Here is a 23,791-nt window from a genome sequence, read left to right as displayed (position 1 = left end):
CCACCACAGATTCCCAGCAAGGAGCATTTCCATGACCCATCCAGGCGTGCCCGCCGATACCCGGCCCCGCAAGGTCACAATGTACCGGAACGGCTCCGTCTACACCGCCGCTGATCCCTTCGCGACCGCAATGCTGGTTGACGGAGACACTGTTGCCTGGGTCGGTTCGGAACAGGCAGCTACGTCGATTGCCGATTCTTCGATGGAAGTCATCGATCTGCGGGGAGCCTTGCTGGCGCCCGGTTTCGTAGACTCCCACATGCACCTCACGGAGACCGGAATTGCTTCCGATTCCCTCCAACTGGCCGGTGTCCACTCGGCACGGGAACTGCTCGACGCCGTCGCCCTGGCCGCCAGGGATCTTGGCGCGACCGGCGCCGTACTCGGTCATGGTTGGGATGAGTCGGTGTGGCAGGAAAGGACGCTGCCGCCGCCAGAGGAGCTCGACCGTGCCGCAGGCGGGCGCAGGGTGTACCTGGCGCGCGTGGATGCGCACTCGGCGCTTGCCTCATCCTCCTTGGCATCCGCCGCGGGCCTGGACGGCCTTGACGGGTACGACGGTTCCGCGCACGTCCTAAGGGTCGCCCACACCGCCGCGCGGCTGGTCGCCAGGCAGTTCCCCGACACCGAACGCCGCCGATACCAGGAACTGGCCCTTCGCGAGGCTGCGGCCAACGGCTATGTCGCATTGGCCGAAATGGCGGCCCCGCACATTTGCAGTGTGGAAGACCTTCGGATGTCTACGTCGTGGAACTCGGAATCGCGGAACGGGGGTAGGGCAGGTGTCCCCGGAATCCTTCCCTATTGGGGCGAACTGGCCACATCCGCCGAGCATGCCGCTGCCATCCTTGAAGGCTTGGACGTGCCCGTTCTTGGCCTGGCCGGCGACTTGAACATCGATGGTTCCCTCGGATCGCGAACGGCTGCCATCAGTGCAGACTACGCCGACGCGCCGGGCCACCGCGGAAGCCTCTATGTGTCCGTCGACGAAGCCGCCCGCCACATTGCGGCCTGTTCGACGCTCGGTATCCAGGCAGGCTTCCACGTCATTGGCGACGCGGGCCTGAAGACGGCGCTGGATGCCTTCGACCTTGCCGCGTCGGAAGTGGGGGAGCAGCGGGTCCGTGCCGCTGCGCATCGCCTAGAGCACGTGGAAATGGCGGATGCCGGCGATCTCGCCAGGCTTGCGAAGTATTCGATTACAGTGAGCGCGCAGCCCGCTTTCGATGCCGCGTGGGGCGGGGCCGGAAAACTGTACGAGCAGCGCCTGGGGGCGCGAAGCCTGGCCATGAACCCGTTCGCTTCGTACTACTCCACCGGCGTGCCGGTGTGCTTTGGAAGCGATAGCCCGGTCACCCCGTTGCGCCCGTGGTCCAGCGTCAGGGCATGCTTGGAGCACAGCAATCCGGATCAACGCATCTCGGCGCGGGCTGCATTCCTGGGACACACCCGGGCCGGTTGGCGGGCCAGCAAGGAGCGCAATCCGCTCATGGGGCAATTGGTCCCCGGCGCCCCTGCAAGTTTTGCGGTGTGGGAAGTCGAAGAACTGATGGTGCAAGTGGCCGACGACCGCGTCCAGTCCTGGTCCACTGATCCACGCGCGCGAACGCCCCTCCTCCCCGCGCTGGACAGCGGTAGCGATCCCGCTTGCCTGCAGACCGTGCGCGAAGGCCAGGAGATCTTCACGAGTGAAACTTTGCGGTCATAGTTGCAGATAGCTTGCTGGTCCTGAGGGCCCCTGACCTGCGTGTATGAATAAAGCCCCAGCTCAGGCGGCGCTTGACAGGATTTGTGAAGTCCGTAGCATTTGAGGTCAACAGGCTGCCACAGGGAATACCTGGTGGTCTGGCCGCGGTCGGTTCCGTCGTCAAAATCAGTCAACGGACCCGTTTTCCAAGACCGGGGCACTCGTAGTGGGCAGGTCCACTGTGCTGCAGAAAACGGTTCGGCCTCGACTTCAACACGCGGGCCGGCACTGGACCTGGGCTTGTGGACCTGCCCGCGGCCAAGAGCGACCGGTGTGGCGGACGCCACAGATGGCTCTAGGTACGTCAAGTTGTCGTCCTATAATGGAGAGTTGCGCCTGAATGCCAGCCACGCTGCTGCTCCGGCCCACTGACCGCTCCATCAAGGAAAGGCCTCTTCTTGCGTGTCCTGACGATCATCCCCACGTACAACGAGCTGGAATCGCTACCCAAGACCCTCGGACGGCTGCGCGCGGCTGTACCCGCCTCCGACGTCCTGGTTGTCGACGACAACAGCCCTGACGGCACGGGACAGCTCGCCGACAGCATCGCCGCCGAGGACAGCCAGGTCCATGTCCTGCACCGCAAGGGCAAGGAAGGCCTCGGGGCCGCGTACATTGCCGGATTCAAGTGGGGTATGGCCGCCGGCTACGACGTCCTCGTTGAGATGGACGCTGATGGTTCGCACCAGCCCGAGCAACTGCCGTTGCTGCTGGATGCGATCAACGACGGCGCCGACCTCGCCATGGGCTCACGCTGGGTTCCGGGCGGGGGCACGGTGAACTGGCCGCTCTACCGCCAAGCGATTTCACGCACGGGCAGCACTTATGCCCGGCTCATGCTCGGCTTGAAGATCAAAGACATCACCGGAGGCTACCGTGCGTTCCGCCGTAGCACCCTTGAGGCGCTCAAGCTGGACCAGGTCGAATCGGTTGGCTACGGCTTCCAGGTGGACCTGGCGTGGCGGGTCGCCAAGCTTGGCCTGAAGATCGTCGAACGCCCCATCACCTTCGTGGAGCGCGAGCTCGGGGCCTCCAAGATGAGCGGCAACATTGTTGTTGAGGCCATGATCAACGTCACCAAGTGGGGGCTGGCTTCCCGTTGGGCCGCGTTGACCGGAAAGAAGACCCAGGTCTCAAAGTAGGCCACAGTTTCAAAGTAGGCCAAACAGACAAAGGCCGGGACTCAGTGAGTCCCGGCCTTTTCCGCGGTTCGACTTCTGTAATTCGGCGCTATTTGACCAGATTCAGCCAGCGCTTGCGGCCGCGCCTACGCACGATCAAGGTTCGGCCCAGCCAATTCCGGACCCGGAGTGGCCCCGCGCTGGCCAGGGCTGGCGGTGAGATTTCCGGCGGTCCGGATGCTGCCGGCTGGCTTGGGCATAGGTCTGTGATCAGTCCCATTCCCGCGCATGCCCGCACTTCGCGGATTCCCACCACTGCGGCACGCTTGGTATCAAAATCCTTGGAGACTGCCATGACAGTCCCGTCCGCGGCCTTCAACCGGAACCTATACCGGTCCCGGCCATCGACAAAAAGTTCAAACTTGCCTGCCATTCGCTGACCTCCCCCAATAGAGACACGTGGTCCTTAACGGACCGTACCCGGAGGTTACCAAAAACGCAAAGCACCCTTAGCGTTTTTCTCTGCCGTGCCGTGCCGTGCCGCGCCGATGCCCGATCCGCTGCATGTGGTTGCCGGATGGAGTCCTGGCGTGTAATTTTGGCGATACCAAGTAAGCTTAGTATTACCCGCCACCGCCGGGACCGCGGTTCAGCAGGAGGTACAGCAGTGGGTATCGGATCATCCATCTTCCTTATCGCCATCGGCGCCATTCTGGCCTTCGCCATCCCCGGAGATGTCGTGTCATTCATCGACCTCCATATGGTCGGCTACATCCTCATGGTCGTCGGCGTCATCGGCTTGATCGTCTCCCTCTTCGTGTTCGGCCCGCGCCGGACCCGTCGAATCAGCGAAAGCCGCGCCACAGTAGACCCGGTCACGGGGGACCGCATCGTGACCCGGGACAGCCGCGACGGCGGAATCTAGCAACAGTCGTTGCCGTCCGGCCCGCCCGCGGGGGACCATCGAGGCTACGTCTTCGGCGGCGGGATCTAGGAGGAAACCGATCCCGTGCTGGTTTCCGCCGACGGCTCGGTGAGCACCGATATCTATCCGGGCTCCGAACTCAAGGGTGGGTTCACGGTGCTGGAACTGCCGACGCGCGGGGACGCGGTCGAGTGGGCGAGGAAGATCGCGGTGGCCTGCCGTTGCCCGCAGGAGCTCCGCGAGTTCATGTACGACCCGGCAAGCTAGTCCGTCCTCAGCTCAGGCACCGGTTCCTAACCGCCGTTACCTTTGCCGCTGCCCTTGTGGCGCCCCGGGGCCGGGGCCACAGGAACCGGCGCAACCGGCGTCGATGGCTCAACGCTCGCTGAGGGCGTTGGCGTAGGGGTGCTGGGCGTGGGGGTGGGAGTTGCCGAGACGGACGGGTCCGGGGCGGCGGGAGCAGGCGGCTGGAAGGCGCTCACACCAATGACCACGAGGGCGGTGGTAAGAAGTGCGGCCCCGACAGCCCATGCCGATCTGCGCGCGCGGCTTAGCGGTTTCCCTCGCCGTTGGCGCCTGTTTCGTGCGGGCGTCACGACGACGGAGCCATCGCCCGCGCTTTCGCTCGCCATTGCCGCGGGCTGCACCCGCATCTGGATGGTTGCCTTGGCTGTGCGGGGCGGGCGGTCGGGCATGCGGGGAAGGGTCTGCGTGGCTCCGTTGGCGCCAACGGGCGTCGCCGCTGGGACGCCGGAACTGAAGGCACTCCGGAGTGTTTGCTCAACCTCTAGTGCGCCAGGCCGTCCAGAAGGCTGAGTCGATGTCATGGCGGTGAGGAGCTCAATCCACCGCGTCCCAAGGGCCTCCGGCACACGGGGTGGCCGGTGGAGCCTCGCAACGGCCGACTCCACACTGGTTCCCGGGTACTCGAGCTTTCCGGTCAGGCATTCGAGGAGGAGAAGTCCAAGGGAGTAGATATCGCTAGCCGGTCCGAGCGCAGAGCCGGTGGCCTGTTCCGGGCTGAGGTACGCGGCGGTTCCTACCATGGTGCCTGTTGCGGTCAGGCGCGTTCCCTCGATGATGCGGGCGATTCCGAAGTCCGTGAGTTTGGGCCGGATGGGGGACCCTACGGGAGCATCAGCCAGGAGGACATTCGCAGGTTTGATATCGCGGTGGATGATCCCGCGCCCGTGCACATACCCCAGGGCCGAAGCCAGACCTTCTCCGATGTGGGCTACGTCCTGGGTCTCCAGCGGACGGCCCCGCAATCTGGCATGCAGGTCCGGTCCGTGAATCAGTTCCATGGTGAGGAATGTCCGGGGACGCTCCGGGTCCCGGTGGTCAGTGCCGGCGTCGAAGAGAGTCACGAGCGAGGGATGGTTGAATGTCGCCAGGAGCCGCATCTCGTTTTCATGCCGGGCAAGCCCATCGGGACCTCCCAGCAGGGGAGCAAAGAGTTTCAGCGCCACGTCGCGGCCTAGCCTCTCATCCTGGGCCCGGTACACCGACGCCGTCGCGCCGCGGCCAATCAGGGTTCCCAGCCTGTATCGACCTGCTACAAGAGCACCGCTGTCTCCAGTGACGGGATCATCCGGCACGGTCACGCCTCGCTTTCTTCGAACCGACGGAGCCCGTACAGTCTAGGCCCCCTTGCACGGCCATGGACATTCGTCCCCTCTGGGGTAATCGTCCCGCGCAGAGGGAAAGTTACGGATCCGCCGAAAGTTCTCCCGCAAGGTGAACAGCAGGTTAACAAAGGCTCGATCCGCCGTCCGAAGGGCTGAAATCCGGCCGCTTATGTGCCTACGTTGGCTGCGGGAGTTCCGACTACCGGAACGCGCGGTGAGGCAACCGCAACCCAGTCCGTGAAATATCCAATGAGCAATCAAGAAGAGAATTCCGGAGGTCTCCAATGCCTATTCTGACCAGCCTTGCAGCCAGTAAAGCCGTGATCACCATGATCACGGCGGGCGCCATCGCAGCAGGAGGCGGCGCCGCCGCCTTTACCAGCATCACCACCACGGAAGTGCCGGCCCCTGCGTCCACCGCATCCGGCAGCCCGTCGCCGTCGGCGGCTCCGGTCTCCCCGACGACAACAGTTCCCCGGACGACGGCGGTGCCTCCTGCGAAGGCTCCCGAGACGGAGCCCTCGGGTCCATCGTCGTCGGCTCGCGCAACTGAGGAGCCAGCTGAGCAGGAGCCCAGCGCCCCGGCGCCCGCTCCGAGTTCACCAGCACACATTCCTACCGAGGCATCACCTTCGTCCGAAACCCCGGCGGTTCAGCCCGCTGATCGTGACGACAACGGAATGAAGGAAGCCAAGGACGACGACGCTGGCCACAGCAAGGCGGACCACGAGTCCAAGGGCGAGGACCAGCACAAGCCGGACCGTGCCCACGCTGAGGGCAACTCGGACGCCGATAAGCGCTAGGGGTTCCCCGCCAGAAGGCTGGCTCCGGCGCCCGCATCCCTTAGCGGGAGGGTCGATTCGGCCCTCCCGCTACTGGATGGTGCTGACACCGGGGGCAACGCCGGAGTAGCTTGACCCCATGGCTACCGAAGCAACAACTCTCACCGTTGACGGACCGAACGGTCCCCGAGAAATACGGATCTCCAGTCCTAGCCGGGTCCTTTGGCCGGAGCTGGGCCTGACCAAGCTGGATCTCGCGCGGTACTTCGTTGATGTCGGAGAAGCATTCATCTCTGCAAACGGAGACCGGCCGGTCTCGCTGCAGCGCTTTTCGGGCAACATCGACGGCGAACAGTTCTTCTCCAAGAATCCGCCCAAAGGGACACCGGACTTCATCCGATCCGTGAAGGTTGTCTATCCGAGTGCGCGCTCGCATCCCCAATTGGTGCTCGATGAACCAGCTGCTGCCGTGTGGGCCGTCCAAATGAACACGGTGGTCTTTCACCCATGGCCCTCACGGGTCGAAAACACGGACAACCCTGACCAACTGCGGATTGACTTGGACCCGCAGCCCGGAACAGATTTCGACGACGCGATTCGCGCTGCCCTTGAGCTGAAAGACGTTCTCTCGGAGGCCGGGCTGACTACATTCATCAAGACTTCCGGAAACCGTGGGCTCCACGTCTATGCCCCGATCGAGCCCTCGCATGAGTTCCTGGACGTACGGCATGCCGTGATTGCCGGCGCCCGGGAGCTCGAGCGCCGAATGCCGGACAGAGTCACCACGGCCTGGTGGAAGGAAGAACGGGGTGAACGGGTGTTCGTCGATTTCAACCAAGCCAACCGTGACCGGACCATAGCCGGCGCCTACAGCCCGAGGGCGCTCGCACATGCTTCCGTCTCGTGTCCCATCACATGGGACGAACTCGAATCGGCGGATCCAAGGAACTTCACCATCCTCACCGTGCCCGGCAGGTTGAAAGCCGTTGGCGATCCGTGGAGTGACATGAATTCCAAAGCGGGGAAGATCGACATCCTGCTTCAATGGTGGGAACGCGACGTCGGCGCGGGGCTCGGGGAGATGCCGTTCCCGCCTGACTACCCAAAGATGCCGGGCGAGCCGCCGCGGGTACAGCCGAGTCGAGCGCGCCGCACGACTGGCTGAAGGGCGAAGCCTTGCTGTGCATCATGGGAAAACAGTGGGAGAATTAGGGCTGGACCAAAACGGCCGGCGGCGCATCTCGCCTGCTGAGACCCAGGTGAGTCCCCCAGTGCGCCGTCGGTCCTGACATTGATCGACCTGTTACGCCGCGCCGGTCCATCTGGGCGCGGTTGCCGCTCGCCGGAGTTCCCTGGCGCGGGTGCGGAATCCGTCGCCCGTCTTGCGCGGCTCCTCACATGTCTGCGGAATTGCGCCGTGCGGAACTGTGCTCTGGGGAATTGCGCTCGGACGAACGGTCGCGGTGGATTCCCGTACGCTCGCCGCCGGGCAAAGGTCGGTGACCAGTCCCATGCCTGCGCACTCCCGCGCGGCGGCGATGCCGGCGACAACCGCGTGCTTGTCCTCGAACGGCGCCGAAACAGCTATGACCACTCCGTCAGGTGATTTGAGGCGGAACCTGAAAAAGGACTCCCCGTCAACAAACACTTCGAATATGCCGGCCACTGCCACCCTCCCGGTCTGCGGATCCCACCGGTAGCGACTTCGCTACCGAGCGGGACGGAGCATCGCTGCATTCCTCGTCCGCTGCTCTGGTTGAACAACCACCGTGAATCGTTTATCACGTGATATTCAGTCTGTGCTAACTCCGTTGAGGCTAACAAGACCGGTTGGGTAAACGCTGTGTAAAACGTGTGCAACCCCCGGGCCGCAGGTAACCCAGGACAAGCGAGTCAGCTGCCGCTGGCCCGATTCATCAGGTGCTCTAGCAGGGCAAGTTCCGGGAATCCGGGGTGTCGGGCAATGCTGGACCGGAGTTTTGCCCGGAGATGTTCTCCGCTAGGCTCGGTTCCGCTCAGGACTTCGTCGATGATGTCCTGCGCTTGCTCGCGCAGGCCTGCGAGGCTGTCACATCCGCCCGCGGAAACCCGAACCGGCTCCGGCTCGACTAGTGGGTCTTGAGACTCCAAAGGTTCCGACACTGCCAGCTCCTGATATTTCATCCCGGCAATTCCCAGCTGAGTCCGGAATTCGCCCCCATCCACTCTCGATAGTAATGAGGGCGCCCGGATTGTTCACCGCTTAAGGATCAGAAAGATGAATATGGCATCGAAACGACGATTTGTGACGCGAACACAATTGCGGCCGTCGCGTTGTTGCTTGTCAGTCCATGACGAGGTCGCGTGCGGCCGCGGCAATGTGGCGTGCGGAAATACCGGCTGCGTTGAGCAAGTCCTTGGGTTCGCCGGAACCCGGAAGTTCCCTGACGGCGAGCAGTGCCATATGGAGTTTGGGGGTGTTTGCACTCGCGAGGGCTTCAAGGACGGCCGAGCCGATGCCGCCTTGCGCGTAGTGGTCTTCCGCGACAACAATCCGGCCACCGGTTTCGAGGCACGTCCGGCGCAGAGTGTCGACGTCGATCGGCTTGATGGAGTAGAGGTCGATGACGCGGGCTTTGATTCCTGACTCGGCGAGCTGCTCGTTAGCTGCGAGGCATTCGTGGAGTGTGACGCCGGCGCCGACGAGCGCTACCTGGTCGTCGGGGCTGGCTCCGTGGACCTTGCTGCCGCCGGGGGAGAACTGCTCGTCCGGTCCGTAAATCACGGGATAGGCTCCACGAGTGGCGCGCAGGTAGGAGATGCCGGGCATGTCTGACATGGTGCTCACGAGTTGCGCAGTCGAGGGGGCGTCGGCCGGATAGAGCACCGTGGAACTATGCACTGCCCGCATGGCTGCAATGTCCTCCAGTGCCATTTGCGAAGGACCATCCTGCCCGATTTCAACGCCCGCATGTGTGCCGACGAGCCGGATGTTCACCTCGGAGACTCCGGCCATGCGGATAAAGTCGAATGGCCGCGAAACCAGGAAAGCCGCGAAACTTGAGGCGAAGGCCACGTAGCCGCGAACCGATAGGCCGATGGCGGCGGCAACGAGTTGCTGCTCGGCAATGAAAATTTCGAAATACCGCTCAGGGGCCACCTCCTTGAAGTCCCCGGCGTGGGTGGAATTCCCCACCTCTCCATCCAGGACCACCACTTCGGGTCGGGCCGCAAGCGCGGACACGGCGGCGCCGAAGGCGGCCCTGGTCGCCACCTTATCGCCAACCTTCCATTGCGGCAGTGTGACCGCAGCTTGGGTGTCCGGCGTGATTGCCGGCGTACCCGGTTCCGGAGGGCGGGCGGTCACGTGGACGCTGCTTGGCCCGCCAAGGGCGGCTATGGCTTTCTCGCCCATGTCTGCCGGTAACGCTTTGCCGTGCCAGCCGTTTTGGTCTTCGATCTCAGGCACACCTTTGCCCTTGATCGTCTTGGCCAGAATGACCGTCGGTTTGTCAGGATCGCTGCGCGCCCGGCCCAGGGCGTCGTCGATCTGGCCAAGGTCATGACCGTCGATGATGAGGGCTTGGGCCCCGAATGCTTCTACGCGCCTGGCATAGCGGTCCATGTCCCATTGCAATTCGGTCGGACCGTCTTGGCCGAGCCGATTGACGTCCACCACGGCGGTGAGGTTGCCGAGTCTGTAGTAGGCCGCCTTGTCCAGGGCCTCCCAGATGGAACCTTCAGCTAGTTCGCTATCTCCGCACAACACCCATGTATGGAAAGGCAGCTTGTCCAGGTACCGTCCTGCGATACTTACCCCGACGGCAACCGGCAGCCCTTGTCCCAGCGAGCCGGTAGCCACATCAACCCAAGGCAGCACCGGGGTCGGGTGGCCCTGGAGTCGGGCGCCGAATTGACGGTAGGTGTTTAGCAGCTCATCCTCATCGACTACGCCCACGGCCCGATACATGGAGTACAGAAGGGGCGAAGCATGTCCTTTGGAAAAAATGAGGTGGTCGTTGTTCGGCAACGACGGGCGTTCCCAGTCGTAGCGCAGGTGCCGCGTGAGGAGGACGGCCATGAGATCCGCGGCCGACAAAGACGATGTGGGGTGACCCGAGCCGGCGCGGGTGCTGCACCTGATGGAGTCCACACGCAATTGCGTGGCTAGTGCCCGGATGAAATCCGCATCTCCGGCCTCCAATGGTGCGGGCTGCATTTCTTGGTCTTTTGACATCTCAGTTCCCTTTCATTCACTCCGAGCGGGCGGCCTGTCCCACTCGGCGGGACTACACGATCGTGAGGGGCGGCTCTCCCAAAGGTCGCGAGCGCGGGAAGGGCAGGTCCGGGTCCCGCGTTGGGTCGGGAGGGAACTCGCTCATTGTTTGCTCACTGCTCGGTTGAACGCGGTGTTTCTTCCGCGGTGTAGTCGCCTTGGATCCGTTCAGCGGGGAGGTCCGAGACGCGCTCGGTGCCGTAGTCGCCCTCGGTGTACTGCCCGACGTGGGGTTCTGCCCCGGCGTCGTCGACGTCGCCGTCGGCCATGGAGCCTCGCCAGCCGCCCGTCTCGTAGCCGCGCGCCTCGATGAATTTCTTGAACTTGTCGAGGTCGGCTGAAACCCGCAAATCGTCGATACCTACCAGCGAACCCGCCTTTTCGGCGAGGCTCTCAGGCTCCCATTCAATCTCCACACTGACACGCGTGCTATCCGAACCAAGCGGCTCGAAACGTACAGTCCCTGCATGGCGCGGTCCATCAATGCTGGCCCAACTGACCAGCGAATCCGGAACCTGCTCAAGGATTTGGGCGTTGTAGTCGCGCTTGACACCTCCGACATTGGTGGAGAAATGCAGGGCGGTCTCGTCGATTTGCTCGACCGCTTCGACGCCCTTCATGAATTCCGGGAAGGTTTCAAACTGGGTCCATTGGTTGTAAGCCACTGAAACGGGAACGTCCACGTCGACTATTTGACTAACGGTAGCCATGTTCATGCTCCTTGCTTGAGCTTGTTCCTGCCGGGATTTGTCGCGAATACGTTTTAGCCAGCGTCGAATGTTTCGCCGTCGTCGTCCTTTGGCGACTTCTCCTCGGGCAGCCCTGTTGCGTCGCCCTTCGGTTCGGACGAAAAAGACTTGCCGGGCTCGGAGGGTTCCGTGTTCGAATCGTCCAGCTCGGCATCGGGCGAGGGCACGGCGGCTGAACCGTCACTGTCCTCCTCTGACGCCGAAGCGGCCTCTTCCTTTCGTTGATCCGCCTGCGGAGGCTCGCCTCCTGGCAATTCCTGTTCGGGGGTCGGAGTTCCGTAGCCGCCGTATTCCGCTTCCTCGGCTGCGTGGTGCTGGTCCATGTCCGCGCTGTCCTTTCCGTGCTAGTTGAACCTTGATGGAAAATCAGGAATCGGCTACCAAGAACCAAGGCCAATTGAGCCTGCCACCACATCGAAACTAGTTGGCCGGGCGGACTATTGTCCATGGATTTAGGAAAATCGATCAGCAAACTTACTATCCTTATCCAAGCGGTCTACACTGGGCCGCTTTGGGTCCCGAATTAGGGTTGCTGGTTTTCTGGCTCCTTGCCTGATTCTGGTTCTGGCCGGCGGCCCGAGAGCAACACTGGAGAACCAGCATGAGTCCGGTCGTCATGGTCGCCAGGACCACCAACACGAGGTGCAGCCACTTTTCCAGTTCGGTCAAGGTGCTAAACCGTTGCTGGAACGGAAGGGTCAGAAGGAAGCCTCCAATGATCTGGGCACCCGTCTGCAGGACGCGTAGTTCTTGGAGAAGCTCATTCCAGTTGCGGTCCATCCGCTGATCCTCGGACTCATGCCTGGTGTCGGCCTGAGCCCCAGGCGGCAACGGATCCTCCGGGTGGCTCACGACGGCCGCGGCAGTTGGCAGCCTGTCACAGGGTCTAGTCCCATGTAGTTCAGTGGACCGGCAACTATATTCAAAGAAATCGTTGCGAACTGGGAGCACTGCGCGGGAACCGCGTTGAAGTAGCCCCGCTGGCCGGCGGCTACCGCTCCTATGACGAGCCAGATCGCCACGATCAGCCCGAAAAACGACCCGAATCGCATGGCCTTCGACCAACCTCTCATCAATCCCGAATATCATAAGCTTACTTATTATGTGCGGCGTCGGCCACAAGGCGGAACCGGTGCGGCGGCGGAAGCACAGTCCATCGAGGAGGGCCGCAATGGACGGGCAACTATGGATTTGGATCGTGGTGGCGATTGTAATCATCGCGCTGATCGTCGCCGTCGTCGTTTTTGGGCGCCGCGCGAAGACCGCGGCCGACCGCAAGCGCGCCGCGGAGCTCCGCGAGAAAGCCCGTGCCGATGCCCTCGGAGCTCATGAGCGCAGCGCTGAGGCCGCTCGAGCGACGGCCGACGCCGCCCGTGCCGAGAGCGAAGCGGAACGGTTGCACAAAGAGGCTACGGACAAGCAGGAGGCTGCCGAGCGGGCCAATGAAGTCTCGCAGGACAGGCTGCGGCGGGCAGGGGAGTTGGAACCCGATGCGGGCGGCCGCTCGGACAGGGACGACGGCGAAACCCGACGGGAGCGCGACGACGACCAAGGCGACGAGGAGGGCCGAGGTCCGAGATCGTGAGCCAAGAGCAGGGCCTAGTCCGGGCGCCGGGGCGGCCTTCGTCGCGAGTGTGATCGCTCTATACCATCCGAAGCGGTTACATGTAACAATTGTGGCATGGGAACGGTGAAGGATCGAGTCAGTGAGTATCGGCGCCGGATGCGGGAGCAGGGCTTCCGGCCTATTCAGGTGTGGGTGCCGGACACCCGGGCCAAGACGTTCGCCGAGGAAGCGAGGCGGCAGAGTGCCATCGTGGCAGAAGCGGACCGGCATTCAGATGATCAGGACTTTGTCGACGCCGTTTCCGTATTCTGGGACGAAGAGGAGTGATCCGCGGCGAGATCTGGACGGTCGCTGGCGGCGTCTTCGCCTCGAAGCCACGTCCGGCGCTGGTCATTCAGGACGATCGCTTCAGCGATTCGGAGTCCCTGACCGTGCTGCCAATGACATCAACCCTCCGGGACGCCCCTTTGTTACGTATCCCGGTGACACCCTCTGACCTGTCAGGACTAGTCCGCGAAAGCCACATCATGATCGACAAGATCACCACAGTGCGCCGGTCCAACGTCCAGTCCCGCGTAGGGCGCCTCACCTCTGGCCAGCTTGTGGAAGTGGAACGGGCGCTGTTGGTCTTCCTCGGGATCGCATAGCTGAGGGCGGTCCAGCTGGTGAATCGACTGCACCGACATTGAGGGGAACCGTGTGGTGGATGCAGCACGGTCTGAGGTCCTCGCACTTATTGGCCTGGGCCCTATCCGGTCTTGTGTAGCGGACGAAGTAGTTCGCGGCCCGCGCCTGCGCCAGGGGAATGTCCTGCGGGAGCGGATCGAGCTTTGGACGGACGGAGGGGATATGGTCCCTTGCTTGTTCCTTCGGCCAATCGATGACGATCATCAAGTGGGTGCCGTGGTGGCGGTCCACCAACACGCCGGAAACTATGCCCTGGGAAAGAGCGAGCTTGCCGGGCTTGAAGGTGACCCGCAAATGGCTTTCGCCGCCGAATTGGCCGAGTCCGGCGTCCCGGCGCTTGTCCCGGACCTCCTCGGATTCGAAGAACGTCAGCGTGACGCAGTGGACGGTCGGCTAGCCGAAAACCGCGATGCGCAGGATCTCCTGGCTGGTGGGTCAACGCTGCAGGGCGTCCACACGAGGGATATTGCCATGGCTACCTCGTGGCTTGAAGCATGCGATGACGTGACCGGACCCCTCGGGATAGTCGGTCATTCCTTGGGCGGTCAAGTGGGGCTATTCAATCTCGCTTGCGATCCGCGACTGCGTGCCGGGGTCCTTAGTTGCGGGATCGGGACACTTGAGTCCTTCGAACGTGAGGGCATTTCCCATAACCCGGCCTGGTTTGTGCCCAATCTTCGCAAAGCCGGCGACGTGCATCTGGTGGCTCAAGCCATCGAAAACCAGCGTGTCCTGATCGTCGCCGGACAGGAAGATCCGCTGTTCCCGTTTCAGGACGTCCAGAGCCTCGTCAGTTCCTTTCGGGAAGGCGTCGCCGATTTCGTTTCCTTCGACGGCGGCCACGCTTTTCCGTCCGCTCAGAGAGGACACGCCGTTTCGTGGCTGAAGGCCAGCCTGATTGCAGCCCAACCAACGCCCTAGACAGCAGTCACACTCCACCTGCAGTAGGTGCGGCTTGAGCTTGCTCTGCCATTTCCTGGGTAGCGGCCCAGCTCGCGAGGAGGCGCAGGGCATCTGCAGAGGGGGAGCCAGGCTCCGCCGGGTAGATGAAAAGGGAGAGGCCGGTGTCCGCTGACAATTCCATCGCCTCGAACAGCAGACGGAGTTCGCCCACCACGGGGTGATGGAAATGCTTGAAACCGCTGTAGTGGCGGCGGACGTTGTGTGCGGCCCATCGGGTGCGGAATTCATCGCTGCGGGTAGAAAGCTCTCCCACGAGGTCGCTCAGTCCGCGGTCGAAGGGGTCGCGGCCGGCCTCTGTGCGGAGGATGGCCACCATGTTGTTGGCAGCGAGTTCCCAGTCCGGGAAGAACCGCCGCGCCCGTTCCTCATCCAGGAAAATGAAGCGCGCGTAGTTGGCCGGCCGGACCGGGTTGACGTACATCTCGGAGTGCAATGCGTGGCCGAGCCTGTTGGCGGCAAGAATGTCCATGCGTGCATTGCGGACAAATGCCGGCGCATCAGTGATGGCATCAAGGGCAAACTGGACACTTGGCCTGACCTGTTGTGGTGCCGACCGACGCTGCCGCTTGCTTGTTCCAGCGGCGCGGGCCAGATCGAACAGGTGTGCGCTCTCAGCTTCGTCAAGGTGCAGAGCCCTAGCCAATGCTTCCAGGACGCTTTCAGACACTCCGGCAAGGTTCCCGCGCTCGAGCCGGGTGTAATACTCAACGCTCACCCCGGCCAGGGTTGCGACTTCTCCGCGACGGAGCCCGGGTACGCGCCGGTTGCCGCCGGACGTCGGCAGTCCCGCCTGTTCGGGGGAGATCTTCGCACGCCGGGAAGCAAGGAAATCGCGAGCGTCGTTCCGGTTGTCCATGCGATCAACGATAGTGACATTTCTGCGCCGGAAGGGAGTCCCTGCCAGTACCTCTATCAGCGGACATTCCCCAGCAGCGGTGATGGCCCCGGCGTCGTCCGAGACCCGGCGTCGTCCTAGAAAATGTGGAAATCTCCGGCGTCGGCGTTCGCGGACGGATACACCACAGGTTCCCGCCCCAACTCAAGCAGGACGTCGTTGATGCTCATTTGTCCGTCCAGTTGCACGGCCGGGACGAAGGCGGTTTCGGATTCGACTTCAGCGGTCATGGATCGATCTTATGTGCGGCGGGGTGCGTGGACGCGCTGAACACGCGGCGTTCAGGGTATGACGCCGACGGCGGCATTGTCTTCGAGGATCATGGCTTCTGGGATGCGGCGGCGGAAGGGGAGAGATCGGACAGCGTGAGCGGATGTGTCGGCGCCTCCGGGAAAGGGTAGCTGGTAGTCACGCCTAAGTCCGGATTGACGTGGACCAGTGCTCCGGCGGGCAGCTCACTCCACTCCGGATTGTCATCCATCGGTTCGGTGGCGATGAGGACGTGGCCGGAACGGGCCAGATCCTTGCTATGCGCGCGGATGCGGGGGCTCCGTGCGTCGAGGGGAGCCGCCTCGTCGGAGCGGGCAGGCAAGCGTTCCAGGATGTGCAACTCATGCGTGTCCGGAAACCTGACTGCCCAAAGGTCGCTCGCCGTCGTCAGGATGAGGTTCAAGCTGAACACTGGAAGCTCCTTGGCGATCCAGCTGATCGCTTGTGTGATACTTTCACCGACGTCGCCATCTGCTCGTCTGCTCTCCGCAGTGATCAGCGCGAAGAGGCGCTCGCTGTCGGTCTGGCCCTCCACCAGATCCGCAACTCCGAACTCAGCCAGCCGCCGATCCAGCCGTTCAAGATCGCCGAAGGCGCCGTTGTGGGCTAACAACCGCCCGTCCTGCTCGAACGGGTGCGTGTTGACCATGGTGTGCGCACCGGTGCTGGCATACCGCACATGGGCCAGGAACGTCGTGCTCTTCAGGACCCTGGCCTCACGCGCGAAGGCGTGGTCCTCCCATGCGGCGAGCGGCTGTTTGGCCACGTGGGCCTTACCGTCACCGTCAAAGGTGCCTATGCCGGCGCCGTCGGGCTCGCGCCGGCTCTGGTCAGCGAGGCTGTCCGGTGCGTCCAAAAGCCAAAAAGTGGCCCGGACTGCTTGCGAACCGGCATGCAAGCCGAACAATCGGCACATGGCACGCATCCTTCCTTGAAGCGGCTTACGTGAAGCTGCTGGCTAGTGGTGGAACGCCTGGGTTTGCCCACCGGCGGGCATCGGTGCAGTGAGGCCGTCCAAGTAGGCGACTTCCTTCTTGAGATCCGCCAGGAAACTGGAGGCGAGGTCGCGAGTGAAACCGTTGCGGACAACGATCCGTTGGACAGTGATCTCGCTCAGTCCCTCCGGCATGGGGTAGGCGGGGACGAGCCATCCATTCATCCGCAGCCGTTCGGACAAGTGGTGGAGGTTCCACTTCTCCGTGTAGCCGTCGGCGAGTTGCCAGGCAAAGACCGGAATGTCCGATCCGTCGCTCCACAAGGTAAACGACTCCATCGCCCCTATTTCACCGGAGAGGTAGAGCGCCACGTCCTGGGAGGTTGCCTGAACGGACTTGTATCCCTCGTATCCGAGCCGAAGGAACAGGTAGTACTGAAGGAGCACCTGGGCGCCGGGCCGTGAGAAGTTCAGGGCAAAACTGGGCATGTTCCCACCCAGGTAGCTGACATGGAAGATCAAGTCCTCGGGGAGCGCTTGCTCGTCACGCCAGATGATCCAGCCAAGGCCGGGATAAACCAGGCCGTACTTGTGGCCGGATGTGTTGATCGAGGCAACCCGCGGCAGGCGGAAGTCCCAGACAGTCTCGCGCTGCAGGAAGGGCGCCACCATGGCACCGGAGGCGCCGTCGACGTGGATCGGAACATCAAAGCCGTGCTTTTCCTGGATTTCGTCCAGCGCCGCCGAGATCTTTTCCACGGGTTCGTAGGCCCCCGTGTAGGTCACGCCCATGATGGCTACAACGCCAATGGTGTTCTCGTCCACGTACTTGTCCAGCTCGTAGCCGTCCAGCACTTGGTGTTCCTTTGATACAGGAACGTACCGGGCTTCCACGTCCCAGTAGTTACAGAATTTCTCCCAGCACACCTGCACGGCCGAGCTGAGGACCAGGTTTGGTTTGTCTGTCGGGAGGCCGGCCGCCCGCCGCGCGTGCTGCCAGCGACGCTTCAAGGCCAGGCCGCCCAGCATGCAGGCCTCCGAGGAACCGATCGTGGAGGTGCCGACGGACTTGGCGGGATCGGGTGCGTTCCACAAGTCTGCGAGCATCCGCCAGCAGCGGGTCTCGATCAAGGCCGTCTGGGGGTATTCGTCCTTGTCGATCATGTTCTTGTCGAACGTCTCGGCGTACAGTTTCGACGCTTCCGGTTCCATCCACGTTCCAACGAACGTGGCCAGGTTCAGGCGGGAGTTGCCGTCCAACATGGCTTCGTCGTGGACAACCTGATAGGCAGTCGAAGGGAGGGACTCCCCGTCCGGAATGGTGAACCGTGGAAAAATACTGGATTCTCCCGGTCGGCTGAACACCGGATTCAGCTCAACTGCAGTGTCGGGTTCATGGGCTGATGTTCGGTGTGACCTATTGATGGTTCGCTCCTTTGACTCGCCGCAGCGCCGGCCGCTGTAGTCGCATGGCCCGCCAAGGCCCCACGCTACCGCGGGTGGCCGCCGTGCCCAAGCCCTTCGTTGGCCATCATTACTAAAGGCATGGTTCCCGCTCGCGTCCGGGGGCATAATCTCAAGTAGGGCCGGCTACGGTCCTCACTGCCAGGCCGAGAGAGGTCTCCTCATGGCGAGCAGAAGAGCCAAAAGGCGATGCGATGGCGCGCGGAACCGGCACCCCGGCGCTGGTGGGACTGGCCGTCCCAAGCCATTGCGTTCCACGCCAACCCGAACGATGCATCGCCCAAAACCGGGACGTATGACAACCCGAATCCTTTTAACAGTGCACAAAGGTGCCGTGTTCGGCCGCGGACGGAGTCTGTCACCGCGGCACGACGATAGGAGAAAAAGTGTCGAATCAGAGCAGCCCCGAAAGTTCAAACCCCCAGCAAACGCAAAGCGTTCCGCTGCCAGGATCAGAGAGGGCTCCCGCTCCGGGCGTCCGGGACATTCTCGGTCCCGTTGATCCTTCCCGCCGGATCGAGGCGACGGTAATCCTGAGGCGCCAGGAAGAAATGACCGAAGTTCCGTCCGCAGCGCTTTCGCGGGACGAACTGGCATCCCGATACGGCGCATCGGCCGCAGACCTGGATCTGGCTGTACAGACTTTCGCGAACCTAGGTCTCGACGTTGTGGAGCAGGACGCAGCCAGCCGCAGGATTCGGCTGGCTGGAACTGTCGAGCGGATGAGCAGCATATTCGGGACGTCCCTTGACGAGCTGACGAGCCGCAGCCCGGACGGCGCCGCTGTCACCCACCGGCATCGCACCGGAGAGCTCCAAGTACCTGCAGCCCTCGACGGCGTCGTAGTTGCCGTCCTCGGCCTTGACGACCGGCCGCAGGCCCGGGCCCAATTCCGCGTCATTCCGCTGGCCGCGGCCGGTACCAGCTACACCCCGCCCCAGCTGGGAAAGATCTACAACTTCCCCGAGGGAACTGACGGGACCGGCCAAACCGTAGCCATCCTCGAGCTGGGCGGCGGGTTCGGGCAGCAAGACCTTGACACTTACTTCCAGGGCCTTGGTATCGCCACGCCGAACATCTCCGCAGTGGGAGTCGACGGCGGGGCCAACCAGCCGGGGCAGGATCCGGCGGGCGCCGACGGGGAAGTCCTGCTCGATATCGAAGTGGTCGGCGCCTTGGCGCCAAAGGCCAACATTGTGGTCTATTTCGCTCCCAATACCGACGCCGGGTTCCTGGACACGATTGTCGCAGCCTCCCATGCAAACCCCGCCCCAGCCGCGATCAGCATCAGTTGGGGCCAGAGCGAAGACGCCTGGACCGCCCAAGCCCGGACGGCCTTCGACCAAGCCATGGCCGACGCTGCGGCCCTCGGAGTGACGGTGACAGCCGCAGCCGGGGACAACGGCAGTGCGGACGGCGCAACGGACAACAAGGATCACGCCGATTTCCCGGCGTCGAGCCCTCACGTGCTGGCCTGTGGCGGAACCCGCCTTCAAGCAGACACCGCGACAGGTGTCATCAACGCGGAAACTGTCTGGAACGACGGCCCCAACTCGGCTACCGGCGGAGGATACAGCGACGTCTTTCCGGTTCCGTCCTGGCAATCGGGCATCTCTGGACACGCCAAGCACAAGCCTGCGCCCAAGAAGGCCGGAAGGGGCGTGCCCGACGTCAGCGGTGTCGCAGACCCGCAGACCGGCTACCAGGTGCGCGTCGACGGGAAAGACATGGTGATCGGCGGAACCAGTGCGGTGGCCCCGCTCTGGGCGGCTCTGATCGCCCGGCTCGCCCAGGCAACCAACAGGCAATTCGGCCTGATCCAGCCACTGCTCTACCAAAACGGCACCCAACCGGCGTCGGGCTTCCACGACATCACTACCGGCTCGAACGGAAGCTACCATGCCGGGACCGGCTGGGATCCCTGCACGGGCCTGGGCAGTCCGGACGGGAGCGCTCTCCTGGCATTGCTGCAGGCCAAGCCCTGACCGCCCATTCCGCGACAAGATTCAGTAGGGCCGAACTCAAGGGCCACCGCCGACTAAGCATTGGTGTGCAGGCCAGGAAACGGCACGCCCGTGCCTGCTTTGGCTGCCCCTGCTTGAGCGGATACGATGGACGATGGCTGGCTGTGGTCCCCGTACGCCACAAGCTATGAAGCCTTATCAATGAACAGGAGACACCCGTGTCAGATGCCCAGCAGATCACCCTCATCGTCGATGGCGAAGAGACCAAGGTGACGGAAGGGACCACCGGCGCGGAACTCTTCTTTGAGCGCCGCGACGTCGTAGTGGCCCGTGTCGACGGCGAACTCAAGGACCTTGACCAAGTGCTGCCCGAGGGCGCCCAGGTTGAAGGCATCACCATCGACTCGCCGGACGGCCTGAACGTCCTGCGCCACTCCACCGCACACGTCATGGCCCAGGCCGTGCAGCAGCTTCGTCCGGACGCCAAACTCGGAATCGGCCCCTACATCACTGACGGCTTCTACTTCGACTTCGACGTCGCCGAGCCCTTCACTCCCGAAGACCTGCGCCAGCTCGAAAAGATGATGCAGAAGATCATCAACCAGAACCAGAAGTTCGTGCGCCGCGTCGTCACCGAAGACGAAGCCCGCGAAGCCATGAAGGGCGAGCCCTACAAGCTGGAACTGTTGGGCAAGAAGAACGACGCCGCCGACGCCGGCGAGGGCGTCAACGTCGAGGTGGGCGCCGGGGACATCACCATCTACGACAACGTGGACCGCAAGAGCGGTGACAGCGTCTGGTGCGATCTTTGCCGCGGCCCGCACCTGCCCAACACCAAACTGATCTCGAACGCCTTCGCCCTGACCCGCTCCTCGGCGGCATACTGGCTGGGCAACCAGAACAACCAGCAGCTGCAGCGTATCTACGGCACCGCCTGGCCCACCAAGGACGCGCTGAAGGCCTACCAAGAGCGCATCGCCGAGGCCGAGCGCCGCGATCACCGCAAGCTTGGCGCAGAGCTGGACCTGTTTTCCTTCCCGGATGAGCTGGGTTCCGGCCTGCCGGTGTTCCACCCCAAGGGCGGGATTATCCGCAAGGCGATGGAGGACTATTCGCGCCAGCGTCACGTGGACGCCGGATACGAGTTCGTCTACACCCCGCACATCACCAAGGGACACCTCTACGAAGTTTCCGGCCACCTTGACTGGTACAAGGAAGGCATGTTCCCGGCGATGCACATCGACGCGGAATTGAACGACGACGGCACCGTGCGCAAGCCCGGCCAGGACTACTACCTGAAGCCGATGAACTGCCCCATGCACAACCTCATCTTCCGTTCACGCGGCCGCTCCTACCGGGAACTGCCCCTTCGGCTCTTCGAATTCGGCTCTGTGTACCGCTACGAGAAGTCCGGCGTTGTCCATGGGCTGACCCGAGTGCGCGGCATGACACAGGACGACGCCCACATCTACTGCACCCGCGAGCAGATGAAGGACGAGCTCACCACCACCCTGAACTTCGTCCTCGGCCTGCTCAAGGACTACGGACTGGACGACTTCTACCTTGAACTGTCCACCAAGAACGAAGACAAGTTCGTTGGAGAGGACGCCGCCTGGGAGGAAGCCACCCGTACCTTGGCCGAAGTAGCTGAGGCCTCGGGGCTGGAACTGGTTCCGGATCCAGGTGGAGCCGCTTTCTACGGTCCCAAGATCTCGGTGCAGGCCAAGGACGCGCTGGGCCGCACCTGGCAGATGTCCACCATCCAGCTGGACTTCAACCTGCCTGAGCGGTTCGAGCTGGAGTTCCAGGCCGCCGACGGCACCCGCCAGCGTCCGGTCATGATCCACCGTGCTTTGTTCGGCTCCGTGGAGCGTTTCATGGGCGTACTCACCGAACACTACGCAGGGGCCTTCCCCGCCTGGCTTTCGCCCGTGCAGGTGGTTGGCATTCCGGTGGCGGAGGCGTTCAACGACTACATGTTCGACGTCGTTGGCCAGCTCAAGGCCGCGGGCATCCGTGCCGAGGTGGACATTTCCTCGGACCGCTTCCCGAAGAAGATCCGCACTGCGAGCAAGGACAAGATTCCCTTCGTCCTTATTGCCGGCGGAGAGGACGCAGAGGCCGGTGCCGTGTCGTTCCGCTTCCGTGATGGCAGCCAAGACAACGGTGTGCCCGTTGCCGAGGCCGTCCGAAGGATTGTGGACGCCGTCAAGAACCGCGAGAGCTGACGAGTCGGACACCGCGGGGGGCAGGAAACAGTGCAGGAGAACACGGGCGTGACAGCTGACTATCCGGGCGATGCCGAAGTGACTGACGACTTCGGCCTGGCAGGTGTTCCCGATGCCTTCCAGCGCCTGTGGACTCCGCACCGGCTTGCCTACATCAAGGGCGGTCCCAACCAGTTCAAAGATCAGGACGACTGCCCGTTCTGCGTGGCTCCGAGCCGCACGGACAAGGAATCCCTCATCGTGCGCCGCGGCAAGACGTGCTACGTGGTGCTCAATTTGTTCCCTTACAACCCTGGTCATTTGCTGGTGTGCCCGTACCGGCATGTTCCGGACTACACGGACATTACCGTGCAGGAAACAGCGGAAATGGCGGAGCTCACGCAGACCGCAATGCGGGTGCTGCGAAAGGTGGCAAACCCGAGCGGCTTCAACCTGGGCATGAACCAAGGTGTGGCCGGCGGGGCGGGAATCGCCGCCCACCTCCATCAGCACGTAGTTCCGCGCTGGGGTGGGGACGGAAACTTCTTCCCGATCATCGCCCAGACGAAGGCCATCACCCAGACCCTTGACGAGGTCCGCCAACAGGTGGCCGACGCCTGGCCGGAAGATTCGGATCTGTCCGGGGAGACGGATGCTTAATCGGCACGCCCGCGGGTTTTTCACCGGGCTGTTCTCGCCCCTTGCCCGATTCCTGCTCAAGGTGGGGGTCTCGCCTGACGCCGTTACCGTCATCGGCACCGCTGGCGTAGTTCTCGGCGCCCTGATTCTCTACCCCATGGGCCAGCTCTGGTGGGGTTCGCTGCTGATCGCCATCTTCGCTTTGTCCGACGTCGTAGACGGCATCATGGCAAGGGAGCAGGGACGCAGCGGCCCTTGGGGAAACTTCCTCGACTCCACGCTGGACCGATTGGCAGACGGCGCCATTTTCGCCGGCGTCGCAATCTGGTTCTTCACGGGCGGCGGGAACAGCGCGATTGCCATTGCGTCCCTGGCCTGTTTGGTGCTCGGAATGGTGGTTTCGTACGCCCGTGCCAAGGCTGAATCGCTGGGCTTCTACGCCAATGTGGGCATCGCCGAGCGCGCGGAGCGGCTCATCTCGGTACTCCTAGTCACAGGCCTGACCGGACTGGGGTTGCCCCCCGTCGTCTTGCTGGTGACCCTTGTCGTACTCGCCGCCGCCACGGGCGTCACAGTCGTCCAAAGGATGGCGGCCGTCCGCGAACAGGCGATGGCAGACGTCGACGGCGGGACGCCCGCCTAAGCGGTGATTCGCCCGCGCCTGCCCTGCTTTTGCGCGACGGCGGTCAACCCCCGTGTCGGTGGCCGGACCGCCATAGCAGCTTTATGTCCGGGTGGGTCTGAAGTGGTGGTTGCGTCGGGGTGTTTGGCGGGGGTCGACGTGGGGCGGGGGTTTGAACCATGGCACGCCGGAGTCCGTGGTGATGGTCCATTGTTCTTTGTGGATGACGTGGTGGTGGTGGCTGCAGAGCAGGACGCCCTGGTCGGTTCCGGTGGTTCCGCCGTGGGACCAGTAGGTGATGTGGTGGGCTTCGCACCAGGGTGCGGGGATGGTGCAGTCGGGGAAGGCGCAGCCTTGGTCGCGGGCGATGAT

27 protein-coding genes are annotated in these 23,791 nt (G+C 63.2%); 15 read left to right on the top strand and 12 right to left on the bottom strand.

The window, feature by feature from the left end:
• The first annotated feature begins 31 nt into the window (after positions 1 to 31).
• Together NFJ07_RS21910 and NFJ07_RS21905 are read left to right on the top strand one after the other, a co-directional pair.
• Positions 32 to 1,708, top strand: a complete 1,677-nt coding sequence (locus tag NFJ07_RS21910) for an amidohydrolase (RefSeq protein WP_269997792.1) — start codon at positions 32 to 34, stop codon at positions 1,706 to 1,708.
• A gap of 437 nt (positions 1,709 to 2,145) precedes the next feature.
• On the top strand, positions 2,146 to 2,889 hold the full coding sequence (locus tag NFJ07_RS21905; protein WP_269997790.1) for a polyprenol monophosphomannose synthase: 744 nt from the start codon (positions 2,146 to 2,148) through the stop codon (positions 2,887 to 2,889).
• An 88-nt stretch (positions 2,890 to 2,977) separates the two neighbouring features.
• Here NFJ07_RS21905 and NFJ07_RS21900 read toward each other — a convergent pair whose 3' ends face one another.
• Positions 2,978 to 3,301, bottom strand: coding sequence for a YegP family protein (locus NFJ07_RS21900; protein WP_269997788.1), 324 nt, complete (start codon positions 3,299 to 3,301; stop codon positions 2,978 to 2,980).
• Between the two features lie 234 nt (positions 3,302 to 3,535).
• On the opposite strand from NFJ07_RS21900, the gene NFJ07_RS21895 reads away from it, so the two are divergent.
• Positions 3,536 to 3,793, top strand: coding sequence for a DUF6458 family protein (locus NFJ07_RS21895; RefSeq protein WP_269997787.1), 258 nt, complete (start codon positions 3,536 to 3,538; stop codon positions 3,791 to 3,793).
• An 84-nt stretch (positions 3,794 to 3,877) separates the two neighbouring features.
• Entirely contained in the window at positions 3,878 to 4,060 is a 183-nt protein-coding gene (locus tag NFJ07_RS21890) for a hypothetical protein (RefSeq protein WP_269997786.1), read from the top strand.
• A 26-nt stretch (positions 4,061 to 4,086) separates the two neighbouring features.
• Here NFJ07_RS21890 and NFJ07_RS21885 read toward each other — a convergent pair whose 3' ends face one another.
• Positions 4,087 to 5,397 (bottom strand): serine/threonine-protein kinase, encoded by a 1,311-nt coding sequence (locus tag NFJ07_RS21885; RefSeq protein ID WP_269997784.1) that lies wholly within the window; start codon positions 5,395 to 5,397, stop codon positions 4,087 to 4,089.
• Between the two features lie 308 nt (positions 5,398 to 5,705).
• Here NFJ07_RS21885 and NFJ07_RS21880 point away from each other — a divergent pair, with 308 nt between their 5' ends.
• On the top strand, positions 5,706 to 6,224 hold the full coding sequence (locus tag NFJ07_RS21880) for a hypothetical protein (protein WP_269997783.1): 519 nt from the start codon (positions 5,706 to 5,708) through the stop codon (positions 6,222 to 6,224).
• A gap of 118 nt (positions 6,225 to 6,342) precedes the next feature.
• Positions 6,343 to 7,368, top strand: coding sequence for a non-homologous end-joining DNA ligase (gene ligD, locus NFJ07_RS21875; RefSeq protein ID WP_269997782.1), 1,026 nt, complete (start codon positions 6,343 to 6,345; stop codon positions 7,366 to 7,368).
• 138 nt (positions 7,369 to 7,506) lie between these two features.
• On the opposite strand, the gene NFJ07_RS21870 is transcribed toward ligD, so the two are convergent.
• On the bottom strand, positions 7,507 to 7,869 hold the full coding sequence (locus NFJ07_RS21870; RefSeq protein WP_269997780.1) for a YegP family protein: 363 nt from the start codon (positions 7,867 to 7,869) through the stop codon (positions 7,507 to 7,509).
• A 287-nt stretch (positions 7,870 to 8,156) separates the two neighbouring features.
• Here NFJ07_RS21870 and NFJ07_RS21865 point away from each other — a divergent pair, with 287 nt between their 5' ends.
• Positions 8,157 to 8,315, top strand: coding sequence for a hypothetical protein (locus NFJ07_RS21865; RefSeq protein WP_269997779.1), 159 nt, complete (start codon positions 8,157 to 8,159; stop codon positions 8,313 to 8,315).
• 211 nt (positions 8,316 to 8,526) lie between these two features.
• Here NFJ07_RS21865 and NFJ07_RS21860 read toward each other — a convergent pair whose 3' ends face one another.
• The 4 genes from NFJ07_RS21860 to NFJ07_RS21845 form a co-directional block, all read right to left on the bottom strand.
• Positions 8,527 to 10,419: a transketolase gene (locus tag NFJ07_RS21860; RefSeq protein WP_269997778.1), complete on the bottom strand. Its 1,893-nt coding sequence runs from the start codon at positions 10,417 to 10,419 to the stop codon at positions 8,527 to 8,529.
• Between the two features lie 152 nt (positions 10,420 to 10,571).
• A complete protein-coding gene (locus NFJ07_RS21855; protein ID WP_269997776.1) occupies positions 10,572 to 11,168 on the bottom strand; it encodes an SRPBCC family protein in 597 nt (198 codons plus the stop codon).
• Positions 11,169 to 11,221: 53 nt separating this feature from the next.
• On the bottom strand, positions 11,222 to 11,530 hold the full coding sequence (locus NFJ07_RS21850) for a hypothetical protein (RefSeq protein WP_269997775.1): 309 nt from the start codon (positions 11,528 to 11,530) through the stop codon (positions 11,222 to 11,224).
• A gap of 160 nt (positions 11,531 to 11,690) precedes the next feature.
• Positions 11,691 to 12,296 carry a DUF6328 family protein gene (locus NFJ07_RS21845; protein ID WP_269997832.1) on the bottom strand — a complete coding sequence of 202 codons (606 nt, stop codon included), beginning with the start codon at positions 12,294 to 12,296 and terminating at the stop codon, positions 11,691 to 11,693.
• Between the two features lie 109 nt (positions 12,297 to 12,405).
• Here NFJ07_RS21845 and NFJ07_RS21840 point away from each other — a divergent pair, with 109 nt between their 5' ends.
• The 4 genes from NFJ07_RS21840 (at position 12,406) to NFJ07_RS21825 (ending at position 14,382) form a co-directional block, all read left to right on the top strand.
• On the top strand, positions 12,406 to 12,792 hold the full coding sequence (locus tag NFJ07_RS21840; RefSeq protein WP_269997774.1) for a hypothetical protein: 387 nt from the start codon (positions 12,406 to 12,408) through the stop codon (positions 12,790 to 12,792).
• 96 nt (positions 12,793 to 12,888) lie between these two features.
• A complete protein-coding gene (locus NFJ07_RS21835) occupies positions 12,889 to 13,101 on the top strand; it encodes an antitoxin MazE family protein (RefSeq protein WP_269997773.1) in 213 nt (70 codons plus the stop codon).
• The gene (locus NFJ07_RS21830) at positions 13,098 to 13,421 is read left to right on the top strand and encodes a type II toxin-antitoxin system PemK/MazF family toxin (protein ID WP_269997772.1); all 324 of its coding nucleotides are present in this window, start codon (positions 13,098 to 13,100) and stop codon (positions 13,419 to 13,421) included. The genes NFJ07_RS21835 and NFJ07_RS21830 overlap by 4 nt, the downstream gene beginning before the upstream one ends.
• 214 nt (positions 13,422 to 13,635) lie before the next feature.
• Positions 13,636 to 14,382, top strand: coding sequence for a dienelactone hydrolase family protein (locus NFJ07_RS21825; RefSeq protein WP_269997771.1), 747 nt, complete (start codon positions 13,636 to 13,638; stop codon positions 14,380 to 14,382).
• 7 nt (positions 14,383 to 14,389) lie between these two features.
• Here the strand turns inward: NFJ07_RS21825 and NFJ07_RS21820 are convergent, their stop codons facing one another.
• The 4 genes from NFJ07_RS21820 to NFJ07_RS21805 all read right to left on the bottom strand — a co-directional run bounded on the left by NFJ07_RS21820 (position 14,390) and on the right by NFJ07_RS21805 (position 17,948).
• Complete coding sequence (locus tag NFJ07_RS21820) at positions 14,390 to 15,280, bottom strand: helix-turn-helix transcriptional regulator (protein WP_269997769.1); 891 nt, start codon at positions 15,278 to 15,280, stop codon at positions 14,390 to 14,392.
• A gap of 116 nt (positions 15,281 to 15,396) precedes the next feature.
• On the bottom strand, positions 15,397 to 15,549 hold the full coding sequence (locus NFJ07_RS21815; RefSeq protein WP_172465612.1) for a hypothetical protein: 153 nt from the start codon (positions 15,547 to 15,549) through the stop codon (positions 15,397 to 15,399).
• An 89-nt stretch (positions 15,550 to 15,638) separates the two neighbouring features.
• Complete coding sequence (locus NFJ07_RS21810; RefSeq protein ID WP_269997765.1) at positions 15,639 to 16,505, bottom strand: class II glutamine amidotransferase; 867 nt, start codon at positions 16,503 to 16,505, stop codon at positions 15,639 to 15,641.
• A 42-nt stretch (positions 16,506 to 16,547) separates the two neighbouring features.
• Positions 16,548 to 17,948: a glutamate decarboxylase gene (locus NFJ07_RS21805; RefSeq protein ID WP_269997831.1), complete on the bottom strand. Its 1,401-nt coding sequence runs from the start codon at positions 17,946 to 17,948 to the stop codon at positions 16,548 to 16,550.
• A gap of 425 nt (positions 17,949 to 18,373) precedes the next feature.
• Here NFJ07_RS21805 and NFJ07_RS21800 point away from each other — a divergent pair, with 425 nt between their 5' ends.
• The 4 genes from NFJ07_RS21800 to pgsA all read left to right on the top strand — a co-directional run bounded on the left by NFJ07_RS21800 (position 18,374) and on the right by pgsA (position 23,440).
• Positions 18,374 to 19,972, top strand: coding sequence for a S53 family peptidase (locus tag NFJ07_RS21800; RefSeq protein ID WP_269997763.1), 1,599 nt, complete (start codon positions 18,374 to 18,376; stop codon positions 19,970 to 19,972).
• Positions 19,973 to 20,169: 197 nt separating this feature from the next.
• The gene (thrS, locus tag NFJ07_RS21795; protein ID WP_269997762.1) at positions 20,170 to 22,179 is read left to right on the top strand and encodes a threonine--tRNA ligase; all 2,010 of its coding nucleotides are present in this window, start codon (positions 20,170 to 20,172) and stop codon (positions 22,177 to 22,179) included.
• A gap of 30 nt (positions 22,180 to 22,209) precedes the next feature.
• The gene (locus NFJ07_RS21790) at positions 22,210 to 22,818 is read left to right on the top strand and encodes an HIT family protein (protein WP_269997761.1); all 609 of its coding nucleotides are present in this window, start codon (positions 22,210 to 22,212) and stop codon (positions 22,816 to 22,818) included.
• Positions 22,811 to 23,440: a phosphatidylinositol phosphate synthase gene (gene pgsA, locus NFJ07_RS21785; protein WP_269997760.1), complete on the top strand. Its 630-nt coding sequence runs from the start codon at positions 22,811 to 22,813 to the stop codon at positions 23,438 to 23,440. The genes NFJ07_RS21790 and pgsA overlap by 8 nt, the downstream gene beginning before the upstream one ends.
• A gap of 81 nt (positions 23,441 to 23,521) precedes the next feature.
• Here the strand turns inward: pgsA and NFJ07_RS21780 are convergent.
• On the bottom strand, positions 23,522 to 23,791 hold a 270-nt coding region (locus NFJ07_RS21780; protein WP_269997759.1), incomplete at its 5' end, for an HNH endonuclease signature motif containing protein.

It is taken from the genome of Arthrobacter sp. B2a2-09 (genome assembly GCF_027587375.1).
Taxonomy (GTDB): Bacteria; Actinomycetota; Actinomycetes; order Actinomycetales; family Micrococcaceae; genus Arthrobacter.
The sequence above is the reverse complement of the archived record's forward strand: the minus strand, read 5'-3'. Positions and strand labels throughout refer to the sequence as shown.